Raw genomic sequence first — 26957 nt, forward strand, 5'->3', positions numbered from 1 at the left:
TCGATGACAGAAGGAAAATACGGGTTTTCTAGCGAATCTTTTTTATACATCAATCTAAGGACAACCCTAAAAAATGAAAAGGAGGGTCGGACGACGATGGAACAACAAATGAAAGATTCGAATCAATTGTATTCGAACATCGATTTACATGCCGTTCTTTCTTCTAATGGCCGCTTTCTCTACATTTCTTCCAACTGTAAGCAGCTTTTGCTCTATGAACAAAAGGATTTACTAGGGTGTTTTTTGAAAGACTTTGTTCATACCGAAGATCAATTTCTCGTCGAAAGTTATTTTTACAATCAGCACATGCTAGAGGTTTGCCACTTTAGACTGCTAAGAAGTGATCTGACAGCTGTATGGATCGAAGCAAGCATTGATTTTGTTGCTTGTGATGGGTTAGGTAGCGAAGTAAGTAGAGAAATGATCCTGAAAATGAGGGTGCTGGATACTGAGCCCCAAAAAGCAGCATTTCAAACAACATCAAAAGTAGCAGAACAGTCGTTAGGCAGTCTGCCGGCTTTCCAAAATGTCGGTGAAGCTGAACAATTGATTGCCATGCTGCCAAATCCGTTATGTATTACGACTTTAGGGAAAATTGTGTATGCGAATGATGCGATGCTGCAATTAATGGGGGTAAGTGCAAGAGATGACATGATCGGCAAGTCCGCGTTTGATTTTATTGCTGAAGAGTACCATGACATTGTCAGAAGCCGAATAACAAGGCTGCAGCAAGGCCTTCCAGTCGGAATGATTGAACAGATATGGAAGCGTCAAGATGGGAGCAGTATTCATATTGAGGTAAAGTCATCACCGACGATTTATCAAAATCAGCGGGCAGAGCTTTTACTGCTCGTGGACATCTCATCCCGTAAAAAATTCCAAACCGTTCTTCAAAAAAGCCGGGAGAGGTATCAGCTGCTCATTCAAAACTCCATTGATACGATTGCGGTCATCCATGATCACAAATGGGTGTTTATGAATGAGTCTGGCATTAAATTATTTGAAGCCGAGCATTACGATAAATTAATAGGAAAGGATATCTTTCATCAAATTCATTCCTGTGATCAGCAGAAGGTCAAAAAGAGCTTATCACGTATTATTGAAAGAGCATCAGATTCTGAGATTGTCACAATGAGCTGTCATACGTTTAAACATAAGCTGATTTATACAGAAATGGTCTGTATCCCAACTACATTTTTTGGAGAAACAGCGGTTCAAATTATTTTAAGAGATATCTCCGAACGTAAACAGACAGAAGAGCTCATGCTCCGCTCAGAAAAATTATCGATCGCAGGTCAATTGGCGGCTGGCATTGCACATGAAATCAGAAATCCATTGACCGCCATCAAAGGCTTTTTACAGCTCATTAAACCGAAAACAAAAGATCGCGATCAATACTTCGAGATTGTTTTCTCTGAGCTGAGCCGAATAGAAATTATCTTGAGTGAGCTGCTAATGCTGGCGAAACCGCAGCAAACGTCCTCAATGCAGACGCTGGATTTGAAAAAAATCATCAGCGAAGTCACAGCCTTGTTAGAAACACAAGCGAACTTAAATGGCATTTTAATGAACACAAGTGAGATAGAGGAGGGTCTCCTGATGAACGGGGATCAAAATCAGCTCAAGCAAGTGTTTATCAATTTAATCAAAAATGCCGTAGAATCCATGCCGGACGGAGGAAAGGTAGACATCACAGCCAAAGCAGAAGATGATGGAATACTTGTCACGATTCGTGATGAAGGGATCGGCATTCCTGAATCGGTGATGAAGCGGATTGGAGAGCCCTTTTTAACCACAAAGGAAAAAGGAACAGGACTTGGCCTCATGGTCACATTTAATATTTTAGAAAATCATAACGGGACGATCCGTGTGGATAGTCAGCCTGAAAAGGGCACCGTATTTCACATCATGTTTCCTGCAAAATAAAAACAACGGCAAGAGAGCCGTTGTTTCAATCTAGCGAATGAATGGAACGTTTTTCGAGTACAAATTGTTCTAGCCGGTCAAGTCCTTCTTTCAGCGTTTCAAGTGAATAAGCGTAAGACAGGCGCACATACCCTTCGCCGAGTGGAGAGAAAGCAGAGCCTGGTACGACCGCAAGTCTTGTACTTTCTAACAGCTCCATGCAAAAATCAAAGGAACTCATCCCAAACGATTCAATGGATGGAAAAATATAAAAAGCGCCAGAAGGTTTAATCACCGGAAGCCCCATAGAAATGAGCCGATCATATACATAATCGAGTCTTTTCTTATATTGCTCTCTCATGATCAGTGCATCATCCACACCATTTGTCACAGCTTCAAGTGCCGCCTTTTGTGAGACAGCCGAGGCACAAGACACGTTATATTGATGTACTTTTAATACATGTTTAGCAATTGGAGCTGAAGCAAATAAAAATCCAATTCTCCATCCAGTCATGCTATGAGATTTAGACAGTCCATTGATGACAATGGTCTGTTCTTTTAAGAAAGAGGCAATTGAATGATGCGGCCGGTCAAATGTCAGCTCGCTGTAGATTTCATCGGATAAAATAAAGATGTCTTTTCCTTCAAGGAGCTGGGCAATTTCTTTCAATTCTTCTTCTGAAAGCGTGACACCAGTCGGGTTTGAAGGGTAAGGAAGAACCACACACTTTGTCTTTTCCGTTAGCGCATCCTCAATCAGCTTGGCATTCAATTTAAAGCCGGCATTCGTTGTGTCAATATGTACGGGCATGGCACCGCACATTCGAATGATCGGTTCATATCCGGGGTATACAGGTCCAGGTAAAATGACCTCATCGCCTTCTGTTAAAATGGTTCGAAACGCAGCATCGATTGCTTGACTTGCACCTGTTGTCACAATGATTTCTGACTCTGCATCATAATCAAGATTCACTTTCTTCTTGATATAATGCTGGATCGCTTGTCTTAGCTCTAGGAAACCAGCATTGTGAGTGTATGAGGTGAAATTCTCGTCAATGGCTGCTTTGGCAGCTGTTTTGACATGATGCGGCGTATAAAAATCGGGCTGGCCTATCGTCAATGAAACGACATCTTCATATGACGATACGAGATTTGAAAATGTTCGAATGCCTGAAATTTCAATATCCTTTACTCTTGGATTCAGCAAATGCTCCATTTCTCATCACCTTAAAAATTTATGTTTTTATCCTATTTTACCATTCACTGCATAAATGTCACCTGCGAAAGGCACTGGATATCGTTATATGTAGTCTATTCTCCTATCCATCACCGCATGAGTGATATATTGAAGAAAGAGCAACATTTATTATAGCGTAACCTCAAGAGAAAATACAGGCTGTGATGAAGATGATTAGAAAACGGCAAAACTGCGTAAACTGAAAGAACATGAGAATCAGGGTCATGGGAATGGCTTTCATAGACATACGATCTCCTAAAGGAGGACGATAGATGGAACAATCAGCGAAGACATCGAAAATCGCGTTCCTATCCGTGCTGAGCAACACATTTGTGGTCATCTTAAAAATCATTGTGGGTCTTTTAACCGGATCTGTTGCGGTTTTATCAGAAGCCATTCATTCGTTTCTCGATTTAATGGCGTCGTTTATTGCATTTATTTCTGTTCGTATTTCAAGAAAGCCAGCAGATTCTAAACATCCTTATGGACATGGAAAAGTCGAAAATATTTCTGGAACGATTGAGACCCTGCTGATTTTCGTTGCTGGCATTTGGATTATATACGAATGTGTTCACAAATTAATGCATCCAGAGCCAGTCAAGCTGCCTGTGCTTGGTATTGTGGTCATGCTGCTAGGCGCGCTCATCAATTTTGTTGTATCGAGGGTTGTGAACAAAGAGGCTGAGCGAGTACATTCAGTTGCCATGAAATCAAATGCACTGCATCTTTTAACGGATGTGTTTACGTCATTAGGGGTGGCATTTAGTTTATTGCTTGTGGCATTAACTGACTGGTATTTCCTAGATCCGATCATTGGAATGGTTCTGGCCCTCTTTATTATGCGTGAAGCGTTTAAACTCATGAAGGAAGCCTTCCCGCCGCTTGTTGATGCTCGGTTAACACCAGAGGAAGAACAATCAATCGAAGCGATCATTCAAGGATTTAGTCAAGAATTTATTGAATATCATGACTTTCGAACAAGGCGGTCTGGTGCCGAGGAATATATTGATTTTCATTTGATTGTAGATGGAAAGACAACGATTGAAGATGTTCACCAATTATGTGATCGAATTGAAGAGAAGATTCAGCTGGAATTTCCGCATGCACAAATCTTTATTCATGTGGAACCTGAAAGTGAAAGAAGCGCACAAACGTAAAAAAGGCGATCAACCTATTCTCAGGTTGTATCGCCTTTTTTTACGCTTCATCTATGAAATGAAATCAATATCCATAAGCAGTATCGTAGTCTTCATACCAAGAGATATAAGCTGTGTCATCATTTGACAAACCATGCTTCATATCTAAAAAATCAGCCTCGCAAATATCTTCAATTACAGTCATTTCGTTGTTCTTTAATAATACGACAGTTCCCATCATGAACACCTTTCTTTAAAAAATCCTTGACTATTGTACCATTTGAAGAATCATTGTCAACAGAAGAATGGAAACAAGACGAAAATATCACAAAATGTTAAAAAATCAGGAGGTAAAAGAACTAGAAGTTCCATGTTTTTCACAAATTTTCAGTATTTATTCACATAAATCGCTTAGATCAAACTGATCTAAAATGTATGTAAAAGTGTAAAGCTCCATTGATCTTGCTATATTCATAGGATATAATAACGAATGATTATAAGAAATTTATAGAAAACATACATAATAAAGGAGAAATAGGATGGAAACCAACATAACAGAACCACACATTCAAGAAAAGAAGCATCCTGAGCTAGCAGGTGTAGGCTATCGTTTTCTTGCACACCTTTTGGACGGTATCATTATCGGTGTACCAATTGCATTTATCATGTTTATTTTGGCGTCAGTCTTTTTTATTTCAAGCCCAGAGGCAGCAATGATGATGGATGACGACAGTTATTACTATTCTTCAACCGTCATAACGGATGAGGAATGGGAAGCTATTATGGGACTGATCTTTTTCTATATAGGGGCAATCCTGATGGGTACCGTGGTGACATGGCTTTATTACGCCATCATGGAATCATCAAAATTGCAAGGAACACTTGGAAAGATGGCTCTCGGCATCAAAGTAACAAAAGTCACAGGCGAAAAGGTCACATTCGGACGTGCAACTGGCCGCTTCTTTGCAAAAGGCTTTTTGTCTCCGATCTTATATATTGGCTATATCATTGCTTTTTTCACAGAAAAAAAACAAGCACTTCACGATTTGATTGCAAGTACCATTGTTGTGAAGAAATAATGAAAAAAGCACCTCTGCTATATGGTAAGAGGTGCTTTTTTTCATAGATCGCTTGTATGGATGAGGGAAACAGTACATAAAATAGAATGATAGTGAAAATGAGGCAGGGAAGGGAGACAATCGATTGAGAACAGGAAAAAAGACCGCACAGAAAAAAGGGGCAGGCTTTGGGCTGTTTTTGACAGCACCTGTGCTGGCCTGGGCGTTGTATGATTTTGCAAATACGATCTTTTCATCAAATATGATCACCATTTTCTTCCCGTTTTACTTGCAGGAAACGATCGGGGACAGTGCGAGAATGGACCAGATCGCCAGCACCTTTATTTCTTATGCAAACGCACTAGCCAGCTTTTTTCTCGTCATTTTTACACCTTTATACGGAGTGCTGATTGATCGTACAGGAAAAAAGAAACGCTACATTACGGTGTTTACGTTCATATGTATTGCCTGTACGCTTTTGATGGGGATTTTTGCTGGGATTGATTTCTCAAGTGAATGGTTTGGGCTGCCTGTTTCTTTATTGGTCGTGGTCACCTTGTTTGTGATCGCAAAGTTTTTTTATCATTCTAGTCTTGTTTTCTATGACACCATTTTGCCCGATCTTGGGACAAAGGAAGAAATCCCGCTTATTTCAGGATTTGGTATCGCTGTTGGCTATTTAGGAACACTTGTCGGCCTCTCTGTTTATTTACTTGTCGGCAATGACCAGTTTCATGAAGCATTTATTCCGACAGCTCTTTTATTCCTTCTCTTTTTTCTACCCTTTCTCTTTTTTGTAAAAGATCCTCATCCGCTGCCTCAGCAAGAGAAAAAGGCGTCTTTTTTCAGCGGGTACAAAGAGATTGTTCACACGTTTAAAGAGATGAAAAAGTACAAGCCAGCTTTTATCTTTATGATTGCTTTCTTTTTTATGAATGATGCTTTACAAACAGCGATTGCGATGATGGCTGTTTATGCCAAAATCATCATTGGCTTTACCGCTGGGCAATTTATTTTGCTCTATCTTGTGTCGACCATTTCAAGTATCATTGGCTCCTTTCTGTTTGGATATATCACAAAAGCGATAGGGGCAAAGCGATCGATTACAGTTGTGTATGTCATTTTGATTGTGGCGCTGATTCTGGCTGTGACAGCGGCAACCGAATGGGTCTTCTGGATAGCGGGCAGTTTATTCGGGATTTCACTTGGCGCAAGCTGGGGGGCATCACGAATCTTGATTATTGAACTTACACCGAAGGAAAAAAGGGGACAGTTTTTTGGCCTCTTTGCATTCTCAGGGAAGGTATCTTCCATTATCGGGCCGATCATTTATGGCTCAGTTACCCTGCTGTTTGCAGAGCACGGAAATCTCGCAAGCCGCCTTGCACTAGGGTCTTTGCTCATCCTTGCAGCGATAGGACTTGTGATTCATCAATTCGTTCGAGAGAAAGCGTAAAGAAACGTCAACTTTTTACCTATGCTGCCGATATAAAAAGTACAATCTTATATTGAAGAATAGAGGGATTTCCGTGGCTTTAAACAAACAAGAAATTTTACTTGACTCTGGTACCAATGAATTGGAAATTGTGAAGTTTGAAATTGGTGCAAATCAATTCGGCATTAACGTCATGAAAGTAAGAGAAATCATTCAGCCGGTTGAGGTGACGGTTGTACCGCACTCTCACCAAGATGTAGAAGGGATGATTAGTTTACGAGGCGAGATTTTACCAGTCATCAATCTATTTTCCTTTTTTAATGTCGAGTCAGATCAGTCAGAACAAGAGAAATATATTGTGACTGAATTCAACCAACGGAAATTTGTGTTCCATACAGGAACGGTATCACAAATTCACCGCGTCAGCTGGGAAGAGATTGAGAAGCCGACTGCACTCAATCAAGGGATGGACCGTCATTTAACGGGCATCATTAAGCTTGATGAAAAAATGATTTTCCTTCCAGATTACGAAAAAATCATTTATGATATTGAATCCGCTTCTGGTGTTGATACGTATCATATGTTTGACGGTGAGAAAGACGAGAGAAGAACAGGGAAGAAGCTGTATGTCGTTGAAGATTCTCCGCTTCTCATGCGTTTATTAACAAATGAATTAACCGAAGCAGGCTATAAAAACATTGTGACCTTTGAAGATGGCAAACAGGCATATGATCATGTCATGGACCTTGTCAGCAAAGGAATCAGTGTCACAGAAGAAATTGATATGATTATTACGGATATTGAAATGCCTAAAATGGATGGCCACCGGCTAACAAAACTGCTGAAGGACAATCCTTTAACAAATTCCATTCCGATTCTTATTTTCTCTTCGTTAATCACTGAAGATTTGCGTCATAAAGGGGAAACGATCGGGGCAGATGATCAAATCAGTAAACCAGAAATTCATCAGCTGATTGAAAAAGTCGATCATTTTATTATCTAAACAAAAAACCACTCGGTATGAGTGGTTTTTTTCTGTTTAAAAATAACTTTCCCCGAGTCGTTTGAAGACGGGCTTTGTGTAATGTGATTTTTGTTTTGTGGCGGCAGGTTTTTCTTTTAAACCGACATACGTTTGAAGTATTTGCTTTGCTCGGTTTAATGACATATTCGCTTTCGGATTGCGATATGATTGATTTAAATTTCCTAAGTGTGGCAAAAATTCGAAGTCTTCTTTCGTTGGTGGCAGGTGAAAATAATAATCTCCAATTTCAATCAGCACGTCGGACTGTTGTTGACTATACTTGGGATTGTTAGAGAAATGTAGGCCCACTTTTCTTCCTTTACCTTCTTGCAATAGTTTTTGCAGCGCGCGTTTTTTCAAAAGATAAAGAAACTTGGGGTTTGGTGCGGTTTTAGCATGGCGGTTAACAGTATAAATGGCTTTTGCGATGTTTTCTGCTGTAGGTTCTATGTCTTTAGTATGAGCATAATCGTCCATTTTTTCTCTCCTTTGTCTTTCGTCTTCCTGTGCTTAGTATAAATTATACGTTTTTATTAGTAAATTGCAAATAGAGTTATTGTAAAAAGAAAACCTTTGGTATAAAGGGATTAGGGAGGATTAAAAATTTTTGTGTGTTTGAATCCTTCTCAACTTCCCCAAAATTTATAAATTCATCGCCTCTTCAAAAAATTCAACTGATTCTATTTCTGTTGATTATATAGTAAGTATATAAGTTATGAATCATTTGAGGGTTATTTCTTAGAAGGTCTGCACTATTCTTTTGCTTATCAGTATAGTCGCATGAGTATGTCGTAAACTGTGAACGGTAAATTTTTAGATTAGATTGACAGCATAAAGGAGATGTTAGAGGAACAGTCTCGAAAAGCGTTAAAACAAGTAAAGCTTTTGTCCATAAATGGATAGGGGCTTTAACTGGATAAAATTGGTTATTCGGTTAGTTAAAACGTGATATGATTGTAAAAAGGAGGTAATATCATGACATTCAAAAAAGCGTTCAATATAGGTTATTTTGTTTTGCTTTTATCTTTTATTGTCGTATATTTCTTGCTTCCAGTCGATCAATTATTTACAGCAATTATGATCCTAACCGTATTATTTGGAGTTTATCAATTTGTGATTTTCAAGAAACTAAAAGAACAAAAACAGCAATAAAAAATGCCCTAGTCTGCATTCGTCGAGGGCATTGAAATTTAAGCCATTCTCATTGCTTGTATTTTCAATAGTTATTTATGATGGGTTTAAACACCCTCTTCATTTTAGCAAACACACTATCTGTCATCAGTTTTCTTCTACCCGTTTAATCTGAAGAGAATCAGTCTGTTTTAATTTTCTATATGCTAAAGGTGTCGTATTTTTTATTCTTTTAAACAAATTGATAAAATAGCTTGTGCTGTTGAAACCTACTTGGTAGGCGATTTCTGTGATATTGAGATCCGTTTCTTGGAGCAGGATGAGGCTTTGCTGAATTCTATATTCATTTACATAATGCATAGGTGATTTCTTTAAAATGTCTTTGAAGGATCTGCAGCATTCTGAGCGGCTAAGCTGACCTGCACGAGCGATATCTTGGAGAAGGATCTTTTCATGATAATGCTGATGAATCCAATTCAGCATGTGTTTCATCCGTTCATTTTTATCGTGTTTACGCGCATCATGTTTCATTTGGAAGCCATTTTGTAATAAGCTTTTCCAAATGGTGATGAGCTGAATATTGAGTTCAAGTTCATAATAGACTGGAGTTTCATCAATTAATTGTTGAATGGTTTGAATACATTGATAAATCTGCTTTGGCCAGTGATCTTTTCGGTTGAGTAAAATATAAGGTGTCTGGCTCGCATGCATATAAGGATGGACAAAAGTGGTGAATAATTCATTCGCTGTGATGAAAGAAGGAGAGACATTTAAACAAACATAAGTACATGCCGTCCCATTCGCATCTTTTACCATGTGCAGGCAGCCACTATTGATGAAAATGCCATCTCCTTGCTTTACATATAATGTCTCTTCATTAATATGAAATTCAGCCTCACCCTCTAAAATAAAGACAAATTGAAACTCGTCATGCCAGTGAAGAGGAATATAGCCGCTTCTATGAAGACGAATTTTCGTATGATAAAGAGCAATAGGCCATGTTGTCGTGGAATGCTCCGTTAATTCTTTCAGGTTGTAGTCAATCAGAAAATGATGGTTGTGCATGATTCTCCTCAATATTCTTTTATTTTTATGTTCAATTCATATATCAATATGTAACAAATTGAACTACTATCAACTATATTATCATGATTTGTTAAGAATTGAGGAGAATGAAAATGAATAGGAGAAAGGGCATTTTATTTGTACTCATAGGCGCCATCTGCTGGGGTGTAGGAGGAACGATTTCACAAAAATTGTTTCAGCAATATGGGATTGATGTCGATTGGCTTGTGACGGTCCGGCTGCTCATCTCAGGGGGATTGCTTTTATTTGTTCATGTGATGACAAAAGAAAAAACACATCTGATGGGTGTGTGGCAAAAGAAGAGGACAGCGATGCAAATCCTTCTATTTGGGCTAATGGGGATGCTGTCTGTTCAATATACTTATATGGCATCCATTCAACATGGAAATGCTGCTGTGGCAACGCTGCTGCAGTATACTGCCCCTGTTATGATTATCGTGTATTTGGTCATTCGCAGGCAATCAACCTTCACTAGAAGAGATCTGGTCACAGTGGTATTGGCTTTAGCGGGTATGTTTTTCTTATTGACGAATGGTTCTATTTCAACATTAACCGTTCCATTTGCGGCAGTGATTTGGGGAATATTATCGGCTGTGGCGCTCTCGTTTTATACGTTATATCCAATTAGCCTGTTAAAACAATTCGACTCTCTAGTGATTGTCGGCTGGGCAATGCTGATAGGAGGAGGCGCCCTTAGCTTGATCCATCCCCCATGGAAGGTTAATCTCACTCATTTACCTTTTGAAGCGTATGTCTATTTATTATTTGTGGTCATATTTGGAACGATGATCGCTTTTTGGTTTTACATAGAAAGTTTGCAATACTTATCACCAAAAGAGTCGAGCTTAATTGGAAGTGTTGAGCCCCTTGCAGCAGTCGTTACGACTGTTTTCTGGTTAAAAGAGCCATTCGGACTTTTCCAATGGATAGGGACAGCTTGTATTGTCTATATGATTTTATTCTTGGCTTTGTATCAGCCGAAAAAATGAGAGGGATGGGTGTTGAACAATAGAAGGAATGATAAGAAGAATTGACTGAATGAAATATAAATAAAGTGAACTATTAGTTCATGATAACTACCTATTTATTAAAATGGGTAGTTTCTCAAATGATATTTTTTTATATGATGTAAGCAGATGAATTATTTTGTATGAATAGAATAAGCGCAATAAAAACAACCATTAAAGTCAGTTTCATTCGTCATTTGTTTGGCTTCACCCATGGCGCTTTCCCCATTCATATGCATGCCAATCAATGTACGGCTTGCAGCATCACCTAAAAATGCACAATCTTCTGTATGTACAACAAACTGTCCCTGTTCATTCTTTGTATGAATAAAATAGTAACTTTTTAGCATTTCCTTCACCTCCAACCTGACTATCCTACTATAAAACGTTTAATGATGTAAAGGAATTTTATTGTGAAAAACAAGAAAAAATGGATCAACAAAACAAAACGAGAGGTGCTAAAAGGATGGAGGCGTTAGTAAAGCGAGGTATATGCGATTTATTTATGCATGCTTCAAACAGATTCTATGGGCAGAGGAAATGACATGAAGGATGTTTCAGCCATACAAAAAGGACTTTCCTGAAAAGAAAGTCCTTTTTGCTATTTACTTATTGAACTCCCTGACCCTTTAGTTCACGCTGCACGTCTAAGTCGGCAGCTTCTCTGCTGAACTTTGGCAGTGTAATGAAGTAAAAAAGGAAGACGAGTAAAATAATAAAGCCCATTCCGTAATAAATATAAGAAACATTTGTAATGAGTTTTGGAAATAATACAGCAATCAGACCTAATGTCATCGATTGAGCAAACATAGTGAGCGGATCAACCCATCCTGACACACGGCCCATCAGGCGAGGGTGGACGATTCTAGGCAGCCAGCCGCCAATGACAATGTTGACTGGGCCAATGCATGTACCAATGACAAATGATGTGACATAAAACAACCATAATGTATGAGTAGAGCCAAGGACAAAAATCAAAATACCTGCGACCAGAATTGGAATCGACATGAGATATTGCATCTTTACCTTTTTAGCGAGGACAGAGCCCATTAAGCTTCCAACGAGCAGACCTGCACCAATCGCAATGGTAAAGAAGGATGTATGCAGTTCAAAATGGTCCGGTGAAAGTCCATATTTCATTGTAAACATCGGAAGAACGGCAAATGCGCCATTGACAAGACCGAAAACAAAAAAGCCAAAAATTAAAGAAGCCAATAATTTGTTTTTTAAAATATACAGAATGCCTTCTTTAAAATCTTTCAGAGACGTTTTGATGGTCATGCCTCTCCAGCCAGCTTGTCCATTTGGCTGGCGCGCTTCAATTGGAATGTTACATGAACGAATCAGGATGCCTGAAATAATAAAGCTGACTAAATCAATTGTAATGGCACCGTGAAGTCCAATCGTTTTATACATAATGGCACCAATACCAACGCCAAATACCATAAATAAACTAAACAGCATTTGATTTAAGCCAGCGGCTTTTGCATATTGATCTTTATTTAAAATGGCCTGAACGAGAGAAGCTTCAGCTGGATAGAAGAATTTCGTAATGGCACTTCGAATAAACAAGATCAAGAAAATAAGTGGCAGTGAATTAAAATAAATAACGATGAATAATACAATCGTCAGCCCAGCTCGTATCCAATCACAATTCTCTGCGACTTTTTTACGATCAAAACGGTCTGCGACTACACCGACCATAAAAAAGACAAAGACGGTAGGAAGAGAATACATGAGCTCAGCCAATGTGGCGTATGCGGGCTGATGACTAAAATGGTCGAGCAAATAAAAGGCAAACGCCATATTGCCTACTGTTGTCCCCATTTGCGAAGCAAGTGCTGCAAAAAAGAGACGAACAAAATTTCTGTTTTTAAAAATATCCATAAATACGCTCCTTAACCTGAAGATCCCACTTTATATCATATAAAATTTTAACCATTCGTACAATTGATTTCATCTACTGGCTAATGGTCACAGGTGTTCCGTTTGGAACGAGTGAAGCAAGCTCGATGACATTCTGATTATACATGCGAATGCATCCTCTAGAAACAGCTTTACCAATTGAAGACGGGTTATTCGTACCGTGAATGCCGTAATGAATTTTTGAGAGGCTCAGCCAATAAGCGCCAAAGGGACCTCCTGGGTTTGGCTGTCTGTTGACAATATAATAAGAACCTGTCGGTGTCATATTTAAAATTTTCCCTGTTGCAATCGGATACGAACGAATAAGCTGTGATCCAGAAAACAAAACGAGACGTTTCGTTGAAATCGAAATAAAAATGCGGTAAGGGATCGTATTAGGATCCGGCAAACCAGGAATGATAATGACCTCATTTTGTTCGGGCTCGCGAGCTTGAAGTGACGGATTTGCAGCCTTTAAGGCATTTGTTGTAGTTCGAAAATCAAGTGCTATAGAAGCAAGGGTTTCTCCACTTTTCACCGTGTATCGAAGCACCAAAGCACACTCCTTTTACTCAAATAAAAGAAGCCATGATGCCGTCACTTGACATACTATATGGACGGAATCAGGCCCAGTAAGGTTTCTCCTAACATTTGTCATGAAAAAGAACTTTGATTATACATATGCAGGAGAGGGCGGTTTGGCTTCTATTTATACGCGAGATGTCAAGGTAAAAAAGGTTAACTCGGGTTTGGCTAAAAACCGAAGCGTCAGCCGCGTTGTTCCAAGTCCACGGTTGACATAGATGCGGTGCTGATCGATGCCGTATAAACCTTCTACATATGTACGGCCGTAAGGTGCTGTGAGAACCGGTCCATAGAAAGGCAGCTGCACTTGACCGCCATGCGTATGCCCGGAAAGCTGCAAGTTAATAGGTGTTGTTTTCAGCTCTAAAGCGGCATCAGGCTCATGGACGAGCAGTAACGTAAATAAATCAGTTGATACTTCCCGTTTGATCAAATCGTAATCAGGCAAGCTCATCATGAGATCATCCAGTGAAGCAATCTGAATATGCGCATGATCTTTTTCTAATAGAAACACATCATTTTTACATAAAGTAAATCCACAAGCCTCCATTGTTTTCTCATAGAGCTCCACGCCAAATGGTCCGTAGTCATGATTTCCGTAGATGGCAAGCTTACCGAACGGAGCATGAAGCTTATTCAAATAAGCCTTCGCTTTTTCATGCTCTTCAGAGGATGCTTGAAAATCAACGAGATCACCTGTGAACACAATGAGATCTGGAGATGCAGCATTGATTTTCTGGACGATGGTTTGTAGATCCTTCGCAGGGAATGTATCACTCAAATGAACGTCACTAAATTGGGCTATTTTAAACTGGTCAAATGAAGCTGGAAGCTGAGCATCTTGAATGGTCAGTGACACGGTATCGATCATGCGCGGCTCAATGTACCTGGCATATCCATATCCACAACTTGCAGCCAAAAAACCGAGAATACTCGCACCAGCTGCTCCTTTTAAAAATTGTCTGCGGGAAAGCTGCTTCATATAAGACTCCTTTATAAATAAAATTAAGTATAGCATCATATTTGGAAAATCTCCCATATGGTGCACCGAGGGTCAATCATGATATGATAGACAATAATGAATGAATAGTCATTCAAATGACACAGAGGGGGAGAACAAATGACGAAACAAACAGTGATTGTCACAGGGGGATCAAGCGGTATGGGGAAGGCGATGGCTGCTCATTTGGCAGCTGAAGGCTGGAATGTCGTGATTACTGGTAGAACGGAAGAGACGCTGGAAAAAGCGGCAAAAGAAATGAAGCAGAAGGGCGGATCGGTCGCTTATTTCCAAATGGATGTACGAAACCCGGAGGATGCTGACCATATGGTCAAGTTTGCAGTGGATACATTTGGTGATGTCGATGCCCTCATTAACAACGCAGCAGGAAATTTTTTAGTGCCAGCAGAAAAACTGTCTCCTAACGGCTGGAAGGCTGTCATTGATATTGTGTTAAATGGTACATTTTTTTGCAGCCATGCAGTGGGGAATTACTGGATTCGTCAAAAGAAAAGGGGAAGTATGATTAACATGGTGGCCACCTATGCATGGGGTGCTGGTGTAGGCGTGGCGCATTCGGCGGCAGCAAAGGCCGGTGTGTTGTCTCTTACTCGAACGCTTGCTGTGGAATGGGGGAAGCAATATCGCATTCGCGTCAATGCGATCGCACCAGGTCCAATTGAGAGAACAGGCGGTGCAGATAAACTATGGGAATCTGAAGAGGCAGCGCAAAGAACATTAGATAGTGTTCCTCTTGGCAGACTGGGCACACCTGAGGAAATTGCAGCGCTTGCGAGCTTTTTATTGTCTGAGCATGCGTCTTATATAAATGGAGATTGTATCACGATGGATGGGGGACAATGGCTCAACCAATCACCATTTTGATTGACGATGTAAGACCTGCTTTTGATGTGGTATAATCACACAAAGAGAGAAGCAGGTGATGAAAATGGTCGATCCATTGGATATTTTAACGAATATTGAAGATGTTTTCCCGCACTATCAAGCAATATTCAGTGCGGAAGAGCAAAAAGTGATAGGCTATGAGATTCTAGGAAGAATGAAGCTTGAGTCAGAAACGGTCAGCCTAGGCTCCTTCTTTACGGATTCATCTATTCCTGACGAATATAAATTGGAAGTAGATCACAAAGTATTGACTCAAGCACTTGATCTCTTCACAACTGCAGATGACGATTTGCTCATTTTTATTAATCATGATGCCAATATCCTTATGCTGGATCATGGTGAAAGCTTTTTAGAACTTTTAAAGGAATATGAAGCAAGGGGCATTCAGCTTAACCGGTTTGTTATTGAGTTTGCAGAGCATACGTTTAGCGGCGACATTGAACAGCTATACCATACGTTAACGTATTATCGTACATATGGGATTAAGATCGCCGTCTCAAATATAGGAAAAGAAAGCAGTAATCTGGACCGGATTGCCTTGCTTTCACCTGATTTATTAAAAATAGATTTACAGGCATTAAAGGCATCGGCTCCATCTCCTTCCTATGAATATGTCTTGTACAGCATTTCATTGCTTGCAAGAAAAATAGGAGCTGCCTTAATTTATGAGGATATTGAAGCAAATTTCCAGCTGCAGTATGCTTGGAGAAATGGCGGGAGATATTTTCAAGGGTTCTATCTTCATGAGCCTGCAGGAGAATTAATCGACCGAAGCCACCGAAAAGATCAGCTTAGAGAAGAATTCCAGCAATTTATTGCCCATGAGAAAAAGAAGCTGCAAGCTGTCTACGAACATTCTGAAACATTCTATAAACGAATTCATCTAGCTGTTACGACTTTAAAGAAATCGTGCAGCACAAATGATGAGCTCATTCAAAAACTGGCACTTGAACTAACAGATTGCAGCTTCCGGATTTATATGTGTAATGAAGAAGGCTTTCAAATCACTGGAAATGTGTTTAAAAAAGAAGAAGAATGGCTGTTTCAGCCGGAGTATATAGAAAAAAACTGGAGCTGGCGTCCTTATTTCCTAGAAAATATTCTTCAAATGAGAATTAGCGGAAAAGGATTTTTCAGCGATATTTACAGTGATTTAGAAACCGGTGAGAGGATACGTACGTTTTCTTATCCTTTAGAGGGTGATATGTATTTGTTTATAGACCTTCCGTATGCTTATTTATATGAGCAAGATGGATTAATTTGAAGACGCGGCGTGAAGACAAACCCTCGCATTCGTTGTTGTCACTCCTATGTGCCAGTGCTCACGAATGTACAATTCGCTCCGCTCTGGTACTCGTCCTTCCTAGACTTCAAAGGTTTTCTATCACGCTGAAATATAAACAAAAGGCATTTTAGCCTTTTGTCTCAATCTGAGCAGCCTCGCAGGCTGCTTTTTTTGATAGAAAAAAGAAATAAAAAATGGTTGACAATGAAACTGATAATCATTATCATTTAGTTATAGAGAGAAGCTACTCTCTGTTCCCCAACCCCTCTATCAGATCAAGATCCAAAAAACTTGGCGCTACCCCCGCCAAGTTTTTTTTGTGCTTCAATCTTTCCCTTCATGCATAGGACAGCCCAAACCTTCCATACATCTTAAGTGATGATAGTTAGACGGTAGGAGGGAAACATCATGATCAAACGTGACACGCGGCTGCTCATTGATTTGCCAAGGCCAGATCACCCAGATGCAAATGGTGCCGCTGCTGTGCAAGAATTACTCGGCGGAAAATTCGGTGAAATGTCCACATTAAATAATTACATGTTTCAATCCTTTAACTTTAGAGGAAAACGAAAACTTAAACCGTTTTATGACCTCGTATCCAGTATTACGGCTGAAGAATTCGGTCATGTTGAGCTTGTAACCACAGCCATCAATCTCATGATTACAGGAACCACCCATGGCGGGGACCCAGATACGACGCCGATGAAGGCAGCTGTCGATAAACGAAATACACAGCATTTTATTCAAACAGCCCAAACAGGCTATCCGTTTGATTCAATGGCAAAACCTTGGACCGGAGAGAATGTGTTCTCAAGCGGCAACCTCATTCTTGATCTTCTCCATAATTTCTTTCTTGAATGCGGAGCACGTACGCACAAAATGCGCGTATATGAAATGACGGACCATCCTACAGCAAGAGAGATGATCGGTTATTTACTTGTCAGGGGCGGCGTGCATATTGTGGCATATGCAAAGGCACTTGAAGTCGCTACAGGAGTAGATGTGGGGAAAATGCTGCCAATCCCAAACCTCGACAACAAATACTTTGACTCAGCGAGAAAATTTGAAGATCAGAATGTTCATACAAAGCTGTATACATTTAGTGATACGGATTACAAGGATATTAATAAAATTTGGAAAGGCAGCCATCCGATTGATGGAAAGCCGCTGACAGTCATTGAGGGCACCCCGCAAGGTGCACCTGTGCCAGATTATAGAGAATTACCGGAAGAGTTTGCTCCAGGCATTTCAAAAGAGGATTTTGATGAAATTGCGAAACGGCTGATGAGATCTGCTGGTTTATAAAATCATGGTGCATGAGATGAGAAAAAAGACTCAAACTAAAAAAACAGATTCTTTTTCTTTTTTTGAATTCAAGAGGAAAAATATCATCTGAGAACACTTTATGGTATGATGCTTTGTAGGACTTGTGTATAATCAATACGGGTTCATCTTGAGTTGTTTTTTTGAAAGGAGTCTTTTTTTAGAATGTCACAATTAATGGGTATCATTACAAGGCTGCAAAGTCTTCAAGAGACAGCAGAAGCTGCAAACGAGCCGGCACAGCGTTATTTCGAAGTGAACGGTGAGAAAATCTGTAGTGTTAAGTATTTCGAAAAGAATCAAACGTTTGAATTGACTGTTTTTCAACAAGGGGATAAGCCAAATACTTTCCCATTTGACAACATTGATATGATTTCGATTGAGATTTTTGAGCTTCTACAATCCTAAGCTGAATCGTATGAAATGTTTTTTCTGAGGATTCCTTCGTTTATTGCGGCAGCATACATGGATCATCATAGATGATATGTACAAATGGAAGATGATCAATCAGCGCATTTTTCGGATAAGAGACCATTAAAAAGGAGTTCCTTTCTGTGAGTGATTCTTTTTTCTACAATCTTTCTGAAGATCATTTAGCGTTTTCTGATGTCGTCATGAGAATGAAAGACTTTATTCGAAAAGACCCTAGATCCGCCTATGTGTTATCAATTGGTACGGACTCTCAGGTCAATCAAAATGTCACAACATTTATGACTGCAATTCATCTCCACCGGATTGGCAAAGGAGCATGGGGCTGTCTCACTCAACAAGTGATCAAGAGGCCTGTGCAAAGTCTTAGAGAAAAAATTTCATTAGAGACAGCGTTTAGCCAAAAGGTATGTGCAGACATCCTTGAGGGGCCTTTAACAGAACTGATGGATTTGCTTCTTCCGTTTGCTGAGGAAGGGGCAGACCTTCGTTTTGAAGCCCATCTGGATATTGGCAAAAAAGGAAGTACGAAAGAGCTGATTCAGGAAATGACCGGAATGATCACAGCTATGGGAATTGAAGCAAAAATAAAACCCGACTCATATGCAGCATTTTGCTATGCCAATCGATACACAAAATAAATTCCGTCATTTTTCTCCAAACCTTGTCGAAACGTGCGGTTGACGATTCGATTCTAGTTCCTTATTCTAGCTGTATAGAGAGGAAGCAGACATTCAAAAGCCTGCTAATCAATATAAAAGCATATATGAAACAGGGGGCCTGATGTTGAATGAGCGTCATCGAAAATCGTTTTAATGAAGAAGAGAAAAAGCTATTATTAAACGTATTGCTGAATCAGGAATATGCTGTCGAATTACTAAGCAGTGAGATCAATGATATAGAATGTGGAACAAAAAATGTCGACGACAATACGTATAAGCAATTGATCACATTGTATGACAGAGTAAGGTTTGAGAATTAATATTGGTTTAACATTCTATTAGATACTCGGGGGCTGAGTATCTTTTTTATGCAGAAAAAATCTTTCGACAAAATTCGTTTTAGTTTATGCTTAATCGTAATGGGGAATGTATGATTGATGATTGAGAGAAAAGGGGTCGAAGAAACATGATAGAGATAGAACCGACTCAATTGCTTGAGTCCACAGTAGCCGAGCATATGATTGATGCAGATAAAGTCGCACATGTTCAAATTGGAAATAACCTTGAGCATGCCCTATTGGTTCTAACAAAAACAGGATATACAGCTATACCGGTATTAGACGCTTCTTATCATTTACACGGGTTAATTGGAACGAATATGATTATGGATAAAATCTTCGGTTTAGAACGAATCGAATTCGAGAAGCTTGATCAGTTGAAGGTTGAAGAAGTCATGCTGAAGGATATTCCGAGACTTAAAACAACAGATCCTGTACTAAAAGGCGTTCACGCTGTGACGAATAATGGATTTGTTTGTGTAGAAAATGAGGAGCAGGTCTTTGAAGGCATTTTTACTCGACGAGTTGTATTAAAGCGCTTAAATGAGGTCATTCATTCCGCAAAAAAATGAGCTGCAGCCCAGCTTATTTTTTTTGCCTTCATAAGTTAAAATTTATATAATGAGCATATAAAATAAGAAAAACTTATAGAGAGAAAGGGGACGCCCATGCAGCTTCAGGAGTTACATATGCTTGTTGTGCTAAGTGAAGAATTGAATATGAGAAAGGCTTCAGAGCGGCTCTTTGTCTCTCAGCCTGCATTATCTCAAAGATTGCAGACGATCGAAAAGGAATGGGGAACCAAAATCTTTTTTCGTTCACAAAAGGGGCTGACTGTGACTTCGGCAGGTGAACAGATTATTCAATTTGCAAAAGAGGTGACGGTTGAACAGGATCGAGTGAGAGAGCGAATTGATGAACTTGAGGGTGATATTCACGGTACACTCAAGCTTGCGGTGGCGTCGATTATTGGACAGCACTGGCTGCCAAAGGTGTTAAAACGGTATGTTGAAAAATATCCAAATGCCAAAGTATCACTCGTTACTGGCTGGAGCAGTGAAATGCTCAAAAGCTTGTATGAAGATCACGTGCACATAGGAATCATTCGCGGTAACCCTGATTGGAAGGGGACAAAGGAATACTTGATGACAGATCATTTATATTTAGTCGATTCCGTGATCAAGGACGTAGATGAATTAATCAAGACAGAGCGGCCATTTATCCAATTTAAAAGCGACAGCACGTATTATCAGGAAATCCAGCACTGGTGGCACCAAAAGTTTAAAGTGTCTCCAAAGCAGACGATTTTAGTAGACCAAATTGAAACATGTAAACAAATGGCCTACCACGGCATCGGTTACGCCATTTTGCCTTCTGTTACCTTATATGACCACGAAAAAAGTGTTTATAAAACACCGCTTGTTGATGTGAACGGAGAGCAAATTGGCCGTGACACATGGTTGCTAGGCTATGAAGCGTCTTTTCAGTTAAAACAGGTGCAAGCTTTTGTCGGTGTGGTTAAAGAAATGCTTGAGAATGATGCCGTGTAAGTACCTTCTTGGAATAGGGAGGTACTTTTTTTTATGAAATCATTTGACAATGAAAATCATTATCATTTAAAGTGTACATATAATAATTGAAAATGATTATCATTTAGATGAGGTGACCGATAGATGAAAGCACTAATTGCATTTGCGAGTATGTCTGGAAATACGGAAGATATGGCAGCGATCTTAAAGCAAACACTTGAAGGAAAAGGGATCGATACAGAAATGATGGAATTTGATGATACGAATGCAGAAGACCTTTCCTCATACGATTACGTATTCATTGGTTCTTATACATGGGGTGATGGAGATTTGCCTTATGAAGCAGAGGATTTTTATGAAGAGGTCTCTACTCTTGAACTTAGCCACATCAAAGCAGCTGTCTTTGGATCTGGTGATTACAGCTATCCGAAGTTTTGCGAGTCTGTCCATACATTCCATGACATGCTGAAATCAACGGGTGCATCTGTTTTTCCTGAAACATTAAAAATGGAGCTTGCACCGGATACAGATGAAGATGTGGCGTGCTGTCAGGAATTTGCTGCGAGCTTTTTAACGTGGGCTGCTTTATCTGAGAAACGAGTTGAAAATCATGTTTCATAAAGGAGCAACAGCCGTTGCAGCATCTAAAAGCGGTGGATACTTTGTTGCTGTAAAACGTGAAGGTATTTTTCACTATAGTGTGGAGAGCGGATGGCAGCAGCTGTTTAAGCTCAAGCATAAAATCCATGCGATCAGCTATATTGGCCCTTATTTATTTGGTGTTGGTGAAAATGGCACAGTAATTAGATCAGGAGATGAAGGCAACACATGGGCGTTATCTTCATTCCCAACAAATGCAGTCGTTTGGTCTATTACAGGACGCAAAGATGGGTTTGTGTGTGCGCATGGAAAACATAGTATCTATGTGTCAAATGATTTCGGAATTTCCTGGGAAATTATGAAGCCATTTGCTCATGTGAATCATCCGCCGGTCATTCGTTCTTTATGTGCTGCAGGTGACCATCTTTATATTGGAACACAGATTCATGAGGTTCACGGAGGAATATGGGTGTATGACTTGCAAAGTGAACAGATTTTTCTTCTAAACAGAGAGGAGCACCGAATGACGGCTTCTATGCTGCTCTGTCATGAACATCTTCTTGTTTGTGCGTTAGGTTCAAAAAAAGGCAAAAAAGGATCTGTTCAAATTTTAGATTTACATACAAATATTCTGCATGATATTCAATCACAGGCCTTTGCTAGAGAAGAGTCATTTTTGGATGTGTCAGAGGATAATGGCATTGTGTATGTGACCACCTCACAAGACGAACACGGATTTTCTAAAGTGTATCAGCTTGATATTGAGCAAAAAGAGCTCAAATGGTTTGATACGATCAAAGGACATGGTTTTCGTGTAGCCAATCAAAACGAAAACTTTTTCTGTGCGGGTTTATATGAAAGTAAGTTTGTCAGGCCATATGAGGAGCCTGCATTGATTCATTGATAAGGAGGAAGAAAAAGTGACAGAAAAGGTTTTATTGGTATATGCCACGATGTCTGGAAATACAGAAGCGATGGCAGATTTAATTGAAAAAGGTATAACGGAAGCAGGAGCCAGCGTAGACCGGCATGAAGCGATGGATATTGATGCCGAGCTGCTCAATGATTACTCGCACATTATGTTAGGTGCGTATACATGGGGAGATGGCGATCTTCCGGATGATTTTATTGATTTATATGAAGAAATGGAAGAGCTTGATTTAACGGGAAAAGCATTTGCAGTATTTGGTTCTGGCGATACATCTTACGAACATTTTTGCGGAGCTGTTGACCTAATTGAAGAAAAAGTGAAGGAGCTTGGCGGTGACATTGTCCTGCCCTCAGTTAAGATTGAGCTGAATCCAGAAGGGGAGGAAGAAGACGAATTAATATCTTTTGGCAGACAATTTGTTCAGCTTCACCAGCAAGAAGCGGGATAATCGGTCCCGCTTGTTTTATTTTCCATTGCGGAGATGACTCTTTCACTTGTCATTAAAACACTCCTTTGGTACAGTAATGAAGTATAAATTAAGAGGAGGACATACATACATGAAACAAATGGACGCTAATGAAATTATTTCATTTATTCAAAATAGTACAAAATCAACACCTGTCAAAGTCTATATCAAAGGTGACTTAGAAGGTATTGAGTTTGGTGAACATGCAAAAACATTCATCACAGGAAACACTGGAGTTGTTTTCGGTGAGTGGAGCGAAATTCAAGAAGCGCTAGCATCTAACAAAGATAAAATTGAAGATGTTGTCGTGGAAAATGACCGCCGCAACTCTGCAATTCCGATGTTAGATTTGAAAAACATTAAAGCCCGTATTGAGCCAGGGGCAATCATTCGTGACCAAGTTGAAATCGGTGATAATGCAGTCATTATGATGGGTGCTTCTATTAATATCGGTTCTGTGATCGGCGAAGGTACGATGATTGACATGAACGTGGTGCTTGGAGGCCGTGCGACAGTAGGTAAGAACTGTCATATCGGTGCTGGATCTGTTCTTGCAGGTGTCATTGAGCCGCCGTCTGCTAAACCAGTTGTTGTAGAAGATGACGTTGTCATCGGTGCGAACGCTGTTGTTCTAGAAGGCGTGACAATTGGTAAAGGTGCAGTAGTAGCTGCTGGTGCAATCGTTGTAAACGATGTAGAGCCTTACACAGTTGTAGCAGGTACACCTGCTAAGAAAATCAAAGACATTGATGAGAAAACAAAAGGTAAGACTGAAATCAAACAAGAACTGCGTCAGCTTTAATTCATATAATTCGCAGCTGAAGACAAAGACGTGGATGAGATATCCACGTCTTATTCGTATAGAAGAAAGGAAGTGAGTTCACTTGTTAAATCGTGAGCAATTAATATCCATTCGAAGAGATTTACACCAAATCCCTGAGCTTGGTTTCCAAGAATTTAAAACACAAGCGTATCTCATACAGCACCTTAATACCTATTCAAAAGATCGAGTTGAGATTGAAACGTGGCGAACTGGGCTTTTTGTGAAAGTGAAGGGAACAAATCCAACGCGCGTATTTGCTTATCGTGCAGATATGGACGGTCTGTCTATTCCTGAGGAAACAGGGTATCCATTTGAATCTGTGCATGAAGGAAAGATGCATGCATGTGGACATGACCTTCATATGACCATTGCACTTGGTATCATTGATCATTTCGTCCATGAACCGATCAAAGAAGACGTATTATTTATCTTCCAGCCGGCAGAAGAAGGTCCAGGCGGAGCTGAACCGATGCTTACAAGTGATGTATTGAAAAAATGGACGCCAGACTTTATTACAGCGCTGCATATCGCACCTGAATATCCTGTTGGAACAATTGCTACGAAGCCTGGTTTGTTATTTGCCAATACGAGTGAGCTTGTGATTGAGCTTGAAGGAAAAGGCGGACACGCTGCATATCCTCATTTAGCCAATGATATGGTTGTTGCTGCAAGTGCACTTGTAGGTCAGCTGCAATCGGTTATTTCGCGTAATGTCGATCCACTTGATAGTGCGGTCATTACAGTCGGCACGATTACCGGCGGAACGGCTCAAAATATTATTGCGCAGCATGCAAAGCTTGACGGTACCATTCGCACACTTTCCCCAGAGTCTATGGACAAGGTGAGAAAGAGAATTGAAGCATTGGCAAAAGGCATTGAAATTGGCTACGAATGCAAGGCAACCGTTCGATACCCTTCATCTTATTACGAAGTGGACAATTCAAAGGATTTGACTGAGGAATTTATGTCATATGTAGCCGAAGAAGGGCTAGCAAATGTGATTGAATGCAGAGAAGCCATGACAGGAGAAGATTTTGGGTACATGCTGAAAAAGTATCCCGGCTTCATGTTTTGGTTAGGGGTCGATTCAGAATACGGCCTGCACCATGCAAAGCTCCAGCCTGATGAAAACGCGATTGAAACAGCTGTGAATGTCATGACGGCTTATTTTAAAAAGCAAGCTGGCGAATGAATAATCGAGCTGCCTCCTGTACACCTTATGAACAGGAGGTGTTCTTGATTATGACAAGAATTGGTGTAGAACAATCTTTATCCGATGTAGAAGAACTATTGAAGCAAAAAGGGTATGATGTCGTACGTATTCAAAATGAACAGCAAATGGATCAGTGTGACTGTTATGTCGTCACAGGACTAGATTCAAATGTTCTTGGCATTTCAGACACAACAACAAAGGCATCTGTTATTACAGCATCAGGTATGACGGCTGATGAAATTTGTCAAGAAGTAGAACAGCGTGTTCAATAAAACAAGAAAAAGAACCGGTATATTATGATCCCGGTTCTTTTTGCTCTTTTTCTATATCGAGTACTTCTTTCATTTTTTTGCGCAAGATTCGTTCCACTCGCCATTGCTCCATTGTTTCAGTTTTCGCTATGATGCGCAGCACAAGGGAAGAGGAACCGAACGCCTCTACGCCGACAACTTGAGGACCTTCGATAATTTGCGGAGTTTCCTCCCGCACTTCATCACAGGCAGCTTGGAGGGCTGTGATCATCTGATCCACATTTTCATCCGGTGACAGCTCAATATCAACGAGTGCCTGCATCGTCCCTCTTGAATGATTGCTCACATTCAGTATGCTGCGATTTGGAATGAAATGAAGGGTGCCGTCAAAGCTTCGAAGCTGCGTGGTTCTTAGGCCAATTTGTTCGACAATCCCATCAAAGCCCGCGACCGTTATATATTCTCCTACATCAAATTGTTTTTCCAATAATATAAAGAATCCGGTCACAATATCACTCACTAACCCTTGAGCGCCAAAACCAATCGCAAGTCCCACAACGCCCGCACCTGCCAGCAAAGCGGTCGGGTTATAATGAAATAAGTCGAGGATCATCACAACTAGAATAAAAATCAATAAGTAGGCGAAAATATTTAACGTCAAACTTTGCAGTGTCTGAGCTCTTGATAAAGAGACTTCATGCTTTTCAGCGAATGTTGAATAGGCGCGCTTAATCATCTTGTTTCCTATGGCTCTGATGATAAAGTAAATGGCAAAAATGGCGACTAGTTTTAGCAAAATCATACTGATATTGAGGATAATGGAAACCCAATCTACTTGTTGAAATGCTCTCATAATCTTCAAAACCTTTCTATGTATGCTCTAAAAGAGAAGCTAATCATTTGTTCCCTTATGCAAGTCATGTTAAACTTTTGATAAGTAGAGCAGGAATTGTGACAAATCGTTAATTAAATTTATTATTAATTAATATTGACTAAAAATCGCATAAGTATTATAATTATAATTGTGAAGTTATTAACTAAATGAGAATTTTAAGTTTTGATTCTCATTTTATATACAGCTAAGAAGACTGTATAAAGATATTATTTTTTGGAGGGATTTACATATGGCAGAGCGTTTTGTAGGAAAACAAGCTCCACGTTTTGAAATGGAAGCAGTACTTGCTAACAAGGAATTTGGTAAAGTAAGTTTAGAGGAAAACATGAAGAATGACAAATGGACAGTTCTTTTCTTCTATCCAATGGATTTCACATTTGTTTGCCCAACTGAAATTACAGCAATGAGCGATCGTTATGACGAGTTCGAAGATTTAGATGCAGAAATCATTGGTGTATCTACTGATACAATCCACACGCATCTTGCTTGGATCAATACAGACCGTAAAGATAATGGTCTAGGTGAATTAAAATACCCGTTAGCTGCTGATACTAACCACACAGTATCTAGAGAATACGGCGTTTTAATTGAAGAAGAAGGAATTGCTCTTCGCGGTTTATTCATCATTAACCCAGAAGGCGAACTTCAATACCAAACAGTATTCCACAACAATATCGGTCGTGATGTAGATGAGACATTACGTGTTCTTCAAGCATTACAAACTGGTGGACTTTGCCCAGCGAACTGGAAACCTGGTCAAAAAACACTTTAATTGATAACTGAAGAAACAGGAGGGT

Annotated in this window: 31 protein-coding genes; 22 read left to right on the forward strand and 9 right to left on the reverse strand. The window is 39.8% G+C overall.

Annotated features, from left to right (window positions below; all coding sequences use genetic code 11):
* The first annotated feature begins 96 nt into the window (after positions 1 to 96).
* Positions 97 to 1926, forward strand: a complete 1830-nt coding sequence (locus NSQ34_RS06590; RefSeq protein ID WP_342501056.1) for a PAS domain-containing protein — start codon at positions 97 to 99, stop codon at positions 1924 to 1926.
* Positions 1927 to 1951: 25 nt separating this feature from the next.
* On the opposite strand, the gene NSQ34_RS06595 is transcribed toward NSQ34_RS06590, so the two are convergent.
* Positions 1952 to 3121, reverse strand: a complete 1170-nt coding sequence (locus NSQ34_RS06595; RefSeq protein WP_024426854.1) for an aminotransferase A — start codon at positions 3119 to 3121, stop codon at positions 1952 to 1954.
* Between the two features lie 293 nt (positions 3122 to 3414).
* Between NSQ34_RS06595 and NSQ34_RS06600 the strand changes: the two genes are divergently transcribed.
* Complete coding sequence (locus NSQ34_RS06600) at positions 3415 to 4299, forward strand: cation diffusion facilitator family transporter (RefSeq protein ID WP_024424706.1); 885 nt, start codon at positions 3415 to 3417, stop codon at positions 4297 to 4299.
* 64 nt (positions 4300 to 4363) lie between these two features.
* Here NSQ34_RS06600 and NSQ34_RS06605 read toward each other — a convergent pair whose 3' ends face one another.
* Entirely contained in the window at positions 4364 to 4516 is a 153-nt protein-coding gene (locus tag NSQ34_RS06605; protein WP_162842519.1) for a hypothetical protein, read from the reverse strand.
* Positions 4517 to 4817: 301 nt separating this feature from the next.
* On the opposite strand from NSQ34_RS06605, the gene NSQ34_RS06610 reads away from it, so the two are divergent.
* The 3 genes from NSQ34_RS06610 to NSQ34_RS06620 all read left to right on the forward strand — a co-directional run bounded on the left by NSQ34_RS06610 (position 4818) and on the right by NSQ34_RS06620 (position 7774).
* Positions 4818 to 5357: an RDD family protein gene (locus NSQ34_RS06610; protein ID WP_024424707.1), complete on the forward strand. Its 540-nt coding sequence runs from the start codon at positions 4818 to 4820 to the stop codon at positions 5355 to 5357.
* 124 nt (positions 5358 to 5481) lie between these two features.
* Positions 5482 to 6792 (forward strand): MFS transporter, encoded by a 1311-nt coding sequence (locus tag NSQ34_RS06615; RefSeq protein WP_144496614.1) that lies wholly within the window; start codon positions 5482 to 5484, stop codon positions 6790 to 6792.
* 73 nt (positions 6793 to 6865) lie between these two features.
* The gene (locus NSQ34_RS06620; RefSeq protein WP_024424709.1) at positions 6866 to 7774 is read left to right on the forward strand and encodes a chemotaxis protein; all 909 of its coding nucleotides are present in this window, start codon (positions 6866 to 6868) and stop codon (positions 7772 to 7774) included.
* Positions 7775 to 7810: 36 nt separating this feature from the next.
* Here the strand turns inward: NSQ34_RS06620 and NSQ34_RS06625 are convergent, their stop codons facing one another.
* On the reverse strand, positions 7811 to 8272 hold the full coding sequence (locus NSQ34_RS06625) for a YkyB family protein (RefSeq protein ID WP_008356877.1): 462 nt from the start codon (positions 8270 to 8272) through the stop codon (positions 7811 to 7813).
* Between the two features lie 498 nt (positions 8273 to 8770).
* On the opposite strand from NSQ34_RS06625, the gene NSQ34_RS06630 reads away from it, so the two are divergent.
* Positions 8771 to 8947, forward strand: coding sequence for a hypothetical protein (locus NSQ34_RS06630; protein WP_169737552.1), 177 nt, complete (start codon positions 8771 to 8773; stop codon positions 8945 to 8947).
* Positions 8948 to 9073: 126 nt separating this feature from the next.
* Here the strand turns inward: NSQ34_RS06630 and NSQ34_RS06635 are convergent, their stop codons facing one another.
* Positions 9074 to 9991 carry an AraC family transcriptional regulator gene (locus tag NSQ34_RS06635; protein ID WP_268468668.1) on the reverse strand — a complete coding sequence of 306 codons (918 nt, stop codon included), beginning with the start codon at positions 9989 to 9991 and terminating at the stop codon, positions 9074 to 9076.
* 113 nt (positions 9992 to 10104) lie between these two features.
* Here NSQ34_RS06635 and NSQ34_RS06640 point away from each other — a divergent pair, with 113 nt between their 5' ends.
* The gene (locus NSQ34_RS06640; protein ID WP_217008572.1) at positions 10105 to 11001 is read left to right on the forward strand and encodes an EamA family transporter; all 897 of its coding nucleotides are present in this window, start codon (positions 10105 to 10107) and stop codon (positions 10999 to 11001) included.
* Positions 11002 to 11153: 152 nt separating this feature from the next.
* Here NSQ34_RS06640 and NSQ34_RS06645 read toward each other — a convergent pair whose 3' ends face one another.
* The 4 genes from NSQ34_RS06645 to NSQ34_RS06660 form a co-directional block, all read right to left on the reverse strand.
* Positions 11154 to 11369 (reverse strand): hypothetical protein, encoded by a 216-nt coding sequence (locus tag NSQ34_RS06645; protein ID WP_024424712.1) that lies wholly within the window; start codon positions 11367 to 11369, stop codon positions 11154 to 11156.
* 259 nt (positions 11370 to 11628) lie between these two features.
* Positions 11629 to 12906 (reverse strand): MFS transporter, encoded by a 1278-nt coding sequence (locus NSQ34_RS06650; RefSeq protein ID WP_034281582.1) that lies wholly within the window; start codon positions 12904 to 12906, stop codon positions 11629 to 11631.
* Positions 12907 to 12979: 73 nt separating this feature from the next.
* A complete protein-coding gene (locus tag NSQ34_RS06655) occupies positions 12980 to 13477 on the reverse strand; it encodes a L,D-transpeptidase family protein (protein ID WP_342501057.1) in 498 nt (165 codons plus the stop codon).
* 156 nt (positions 13478 to 13633) lie between these two features.
* The gene (locus NSQ34_RS06660) at positions 13634 to 14491 is read right to left on the reverse strand and encodes a metallophosphoesterase (protein ID WP_081124329.1); all 858 of its coding nucleotides are present in this window, start codon (positions 14489 to 14491) and stop codon (positions 13634 to 13636) included.
* 138 nt (positions 14492 to 14629) lie between these two features.
* Here NSQ34_RS06660 and fadH point away from each other — a divergent pair, with 138 nt between their 5' ends.
* From fadH to NSQ34_RS06730, 14 genes are all read left to right on the forward strand, one after another.
* The gene (gene fadH, locus NSQ34_RS06665) at positions 14630 to 15394 is read left to right on the forward strand and encodes a 2,4-dienoyl-CoA reductase (RefSeq protein ID WP_034281588.1); all 765 of its coding nucleotides are present in this window, start codon (positions 14630 to 14632) and stop codon (positions 15392 to 15394) included.
* 64 nt (positions 15395 to 15458) lie between these two features.
* Positions 15459 to 16679, forward strand: a complete 1221-nt coding sequence (locus NSQ34_RS06670) for an EAL-associated domain-containing protein (protein WP_034281946.1) — start codon at positions 15459 to 15461, stop codon at positions 16677 to 16679.
* A gap of 429 nt (positions 16680 to 17108) precedes the next feature.
* Positions 17109 to 18005 (forward strand): manganese catalase family protein, encoded by an 897-nt coding sequence (locus NSQ34_RS06675; protein WP_024424718.1) that lies wholly within the window; start codon positions 17109 to 17111, stop codon positions 18003 to 18005.
* A gap of 183 nt (positions 18006 to 18188) precedes the next feature.
* A complete protein-coding gene (locus NSQ34_RS06680) occupies positions 18189 to 18431 on the forward strand; it encodes a DUF1797 family protein (protein WP_003212254.1) in 243 nt (80 codons plus the stop codon).
* A gap of 146 nt (positions 18432 to 18577) precedes the next feature.
* A complete protein-coding gene (locus NSQ34_RS06685; RefSeq protein ID WP_024424719.1) occupies positions 18578 to 19093 on the forward strand; it encodes a ribonuclease H-like YkuK family protein in 516 nt (171 codons plus the stop codon).
* A 149-nt stretch (positions 19094 to 19242) separates the two neighbouring features.
* Entirely contained in the window at positions 19243 to 19434 is a 192-nt protein-coding gene (gene abbA / locus NSQ34_RS06690) for an antirepressor AbbA (protein WP_003210802.1), read from the forward strand.
* A gap of 146 nt (positions 19435 to 19580) precedes the next feature.
* Positions 19581 to 20024, forward strand: coding sequence for a cyclic-di-AMP-binding protein CbpB (gene cbpB, locus NSQ34_RS06695; RefSeq protein WP_024424720.1), 444 nt, complete (start codon positions 19581 to 19583; stop codon positions 20022 to 20024).
* A 96-nt stretch (positions 20025 to 20120) separates the two neighbouring features.
* The gene (locus NSQ34_RS06700) at positions 20121 to 21002 is read left to right on the forward strand and encodes a LysR family transcriptional regulator (protein WP_024424721.1); all 882 of its coding nucleotides are present in this window, start codon (positions 20121 to 20123) and stop codon (positions 21000 to 21002) included.
* A 123-nt stretch (positions 21003 to 21125) separates the two neighbouring features.
* Complete coding sequence (locus NSQ34_RS06705; RefSeq protein ID WP_268456189.1) at positions 21126 to 21602, forward strand: flavodoxin; 477 nt, start codon at positions 21126 to 21128, stop codon at positions 21600 to 21602.
* Positions 21592 to 22485 (forward strand): hypothetical protein, encoded by an 894-nt coding sequence (locus NSQ34_RS06710; protein ID WP_034281596.1) that lies wholly within the window; start codon positions 21592 to 21594, stop codon positions 22483 to 22485. Before NSQ34_RS06705 ends, NSQ34_RS06710 begins: the two co-directional genes overlap by 11 nt.
* A gap of 49 nt (positions 22486 to 22534) precedes the next feature.
* Positions 22535 to 22960 carry a flavodoxin gene (locus tag NSQ34_RS06715; protein WP_029706705.1) on the forward strand — a complete coding sequence of 142 codons (426 nt, stop codon included), beginning with the start codon at positions 22535 to 22537 and terminating at the stop codon, positions 22958 to 22960.
* A 109-nt stretch (positions 22961 to 23069) separates the two neighbouring features.
* Positions 23070 to 23780, forward strand: a complete 711-nt coding sequence (gene dapD / locus NSQ34_RS06720) for a 2,3,4,5-tetrahydropyridine-2,6-dicarboxylate N-acetyltransferase (protein ID WP_008347987.1) — start codon at positions 23070 to 23072, stop codon at positions 23778 to 23780.
* An 82-nt stretch (positions 23781 to 23862) separates the two neighbouring features.
* Positions 23863 to 24993, forward strand: a complete 1131-nt coding sequence (locus tag NSQ34_RS06725) for an N-acetyldiaminopimelate deacetylase (RefSeq protein ID WP_268456188.1) — start codon at positions 23863 to 23865, stop codon at positions 24991 to 24993.
* Positions 24994 to 25043: 50 nt separating this feature from the next.
* Entirely contained in the window at positions 25044 to 25286 is a 243-nt protein-coding gene (locus tag NSQ34_RS06730) for a YkuS family protein (RefSeq protein ID WP_024424725.1), read from the forward strand.
* A 22-nt stretch (positions 25287 to 25308) separates the two neighbouring features.
* Here NSQ34_RS06730 and NSQ34_RS06735 read toward each other — a convergent pair whose 3' ends face one another.
* Positions 25309 to 26118: a mechanosensitive ion channel family protein gene (locus tag NSQ34_RS06735; protein WP_268456187.1), complete on the reverse strand. Its 810-nt coding sequence runs from the start codon at positions 26116 to 26118 to the stop codon at positions 25309 to 25311.
* A 271-nt stretch (positions 26119 to 26389) separates the two neighbouring features.
* On the opposite strand from NSQ34_RS06735, the gene ahpA reads away from it, so the two are divergent.
* Positions 26390 to 26932 carry a biofilm-specific peroxidase AhpA gene (ahpA, locus tag NSQ34_RS06740; protein ID WP_003211758.1) on the forward strand — a complete coding sequence of 181 codons (543 nt, stop codon included), beginning with the start codon at positions 26390 to 26392 and terminating at the stop codon, positions 26930 to 26932.
* Positions 26933 to 26957: the final 25 nt, after the last annotated feature.

This window comes from Bacillus sp. FSL P2-0069 (assembly GCF_038593315.1).
Lineage (GTDB): Bacteria > Bacillota > Bacilli > Bacillales > Bacillaceae > Bacillus > Bacillus safensis.

What these genes read in the sequence shown, in the direction of transcription:
- NSQ34_RS06590 (WP_342501056.1), top strand. Translation starts at nt 97, where the DNA reads ATGGAACAACAAATGAAAGATTCGAATCAATTGTATTCGAACATCGAT.
- NSQ34_RS06595 (WP_024426854.1), bottom strand. Translation starts at nt 3,121, where the DNA reads ATGGAGCATTTGCTGAATCCAAGAGTAAAGGATATTGAAATTTCAGGC.
- NSQ34_RS06600 (WP_024424706.1), top strand. Translation starts at nt 3,415, where the DNA reads ATGGAACAATCAGCGAAGACATCGAAAATCGCGTTCCTATCCGTGCTG.
- NSQ34_RS06605 (WP_162842519.1), bottom strand. Translation starts at nt 4,516, where the DNA reads ATGGGAACTGTCGTATTATTAAAGAACAACGAAATGACTGTAATTGAA.
- NSQ34_RS06610 (WP_024424707.1), top strand. Translation starts at nt 4,818, where the DNA reads ATGGAAACCAACATAACAGAACCACACATTCAAGAAAAGAAGCATCCT.
- NSQ34_RS06625 (WP_008356877.1), bottom strand. Translation starts at nt 8,272, where the DNA reads ATGGACGATTATGCTCATACTAAAGACATAGAACCTACAGCAGAAAAC.
- NSQ34_RS06630 (WP_169737552.1), top strand. Translation starts at nt 8,771, where the DNA reads ATGACATTCAAAAAAGCGTTCAATATAGGTTATTTTGTTTTGCTTTTA.
- NSQ34_RS06635 (WP_268468668.1), bottom strand. Translation starts at nt 9,991, where the DNA reads ATGCACAACCATCATTTTCTGATTGACTACAACCTGAAAGAATTAACG.
- NSQ34_RS06640 (WP_217008572.1), top strand. Translation starts at nt 10,105, where the DNA reads ATGAATAGGAGAAAGGGCATTTTATTTGTACTCATAGGCGCCATCTGC.
- NSQ34_RS06645 (WP_024424712.1), bottom strand. Translation starts at nt 11,369, where the DNA reads ATGCTAAAAAGTTACTATTTTATTCATACAAAGAATGAACAGGGACAG.
- NSQ34_RS06650 (WP_034281582.1), bottom strand. Translation starts at nt 12,906, where the DNA reads ATGGATATTTTTAAAAACAGAAATTTTGTTCGTCTCTTTTTTGCAGCA.
- NSQ34_RS06660 (WP_081124329.1), bottom strand. Translation starts at nt 14,491, where the DNA reads ATGAAGCAGCTTTCCCGCAGACAATTTTTAAAAGGAGCAGCTGGTGCG.
- fadH (WP_034281588.1), top strand. Translation starts at nt 14,630, where the DNA reads ATGACGAAACAAACAGTGATTGTCACAGGGGGATCAAGCGGTATGGGG.
- NSQ34_RS06670 (WP_034281946.1), top strand. Translation starts at nt 15,459, where the DNA reads ATGGTCGATCCATTGGATATTTTAACGAATATTGAAGATGTTTTCCCG.
- NSQ34_RS06675 (WP_024424718.1), top strand. Translation starts at nt 17,109, where the DNA reads ATGATCAAACGTGACACGCGGCTGCTCATTGATTTGCCAAGGCCAGAT.
- NSQ34_RS06680 (WP_003212254.1), top strand. Translation starts at nt 18,189, where the DNA reads ATGTCACAATTAATGGGTATCATTACAAGGCTGCAAAGTCTTCAAGAG.
- abbA (WP_003210802.1), top strand. Translation starts at nt 19,243, where the DNA reads ATGAGCGTCATCGAAAATCGTTTTAATGAAGAAGAGAAAAAGCTATTA.
- cbpB (WP_024424720.1), top strand. Translation starts at nt 19,581, where the DNA reads ATGATAGAGATAGAACCGACTCAATTGCTTGAGTCCACAGTAGCCGAG.
- NSQ34_RS06700 (WP_024424721.1), top strand. Translation starts at nt 20,121, where the DNA reads ATGCAGCTTCAGGAGTTACATATGCTTGTTGTGCTAAGTGAAGAATTG.
- NSQ34_RS06705 (WP_268456189.1), top strand. Translation starts at nt 21,126, where the DNA reads ATGAAAGCACTAATTGCATTTGCGAGTATGTCTGGAAATACGGAAGAT.
- NSQ34_RS06710 (WP_034281596.1), top strand. Translation starts at nt 21,592, where the DNA reads ATGTTTCATAAAGGAGCAACAGCCGTTGCAGCATCTAAAAGCGGTGGA.
- NSQ34_RS06715 (WP_029706705.1), top strand. Translation starts at nt 22,535, where the DNA reads ATGTCTGGAAATACAGAAGCGATGGCAGATTTAATTGAAAAAGGTATA.
- dapD (WP_008347987.1), top strand. Translation starts at nt 23,070, where the DNA reads ATGAAACAAATGGACGCTAATGAAATTATTTCATTTATTCAAAATAGT.
- NSQ34_RS06730 (WP_024424725.1), top strand. Translation starts at nt 25,044, where the DNA reads ATGACAAGAATTGGTGTAGAACAATCTTTATCCGATGTAGAAGAACTA.
- NSQ34_RS06735 (WP_268456187.1), bottom strand. Translation starts at nt 26,118, where the DNA reads ATGAGAGCATTTCAACAAGTAGATTGGGTTTCCATTATCCTCAATATC.
- ahpA (WP_003211758.1), top strand. Translation starts at nt 26,390, where the DNA reads ATGGCAGAGCGTTTTGTAGGAAAACAAGCTCCACGTTTTGAAATGGAA.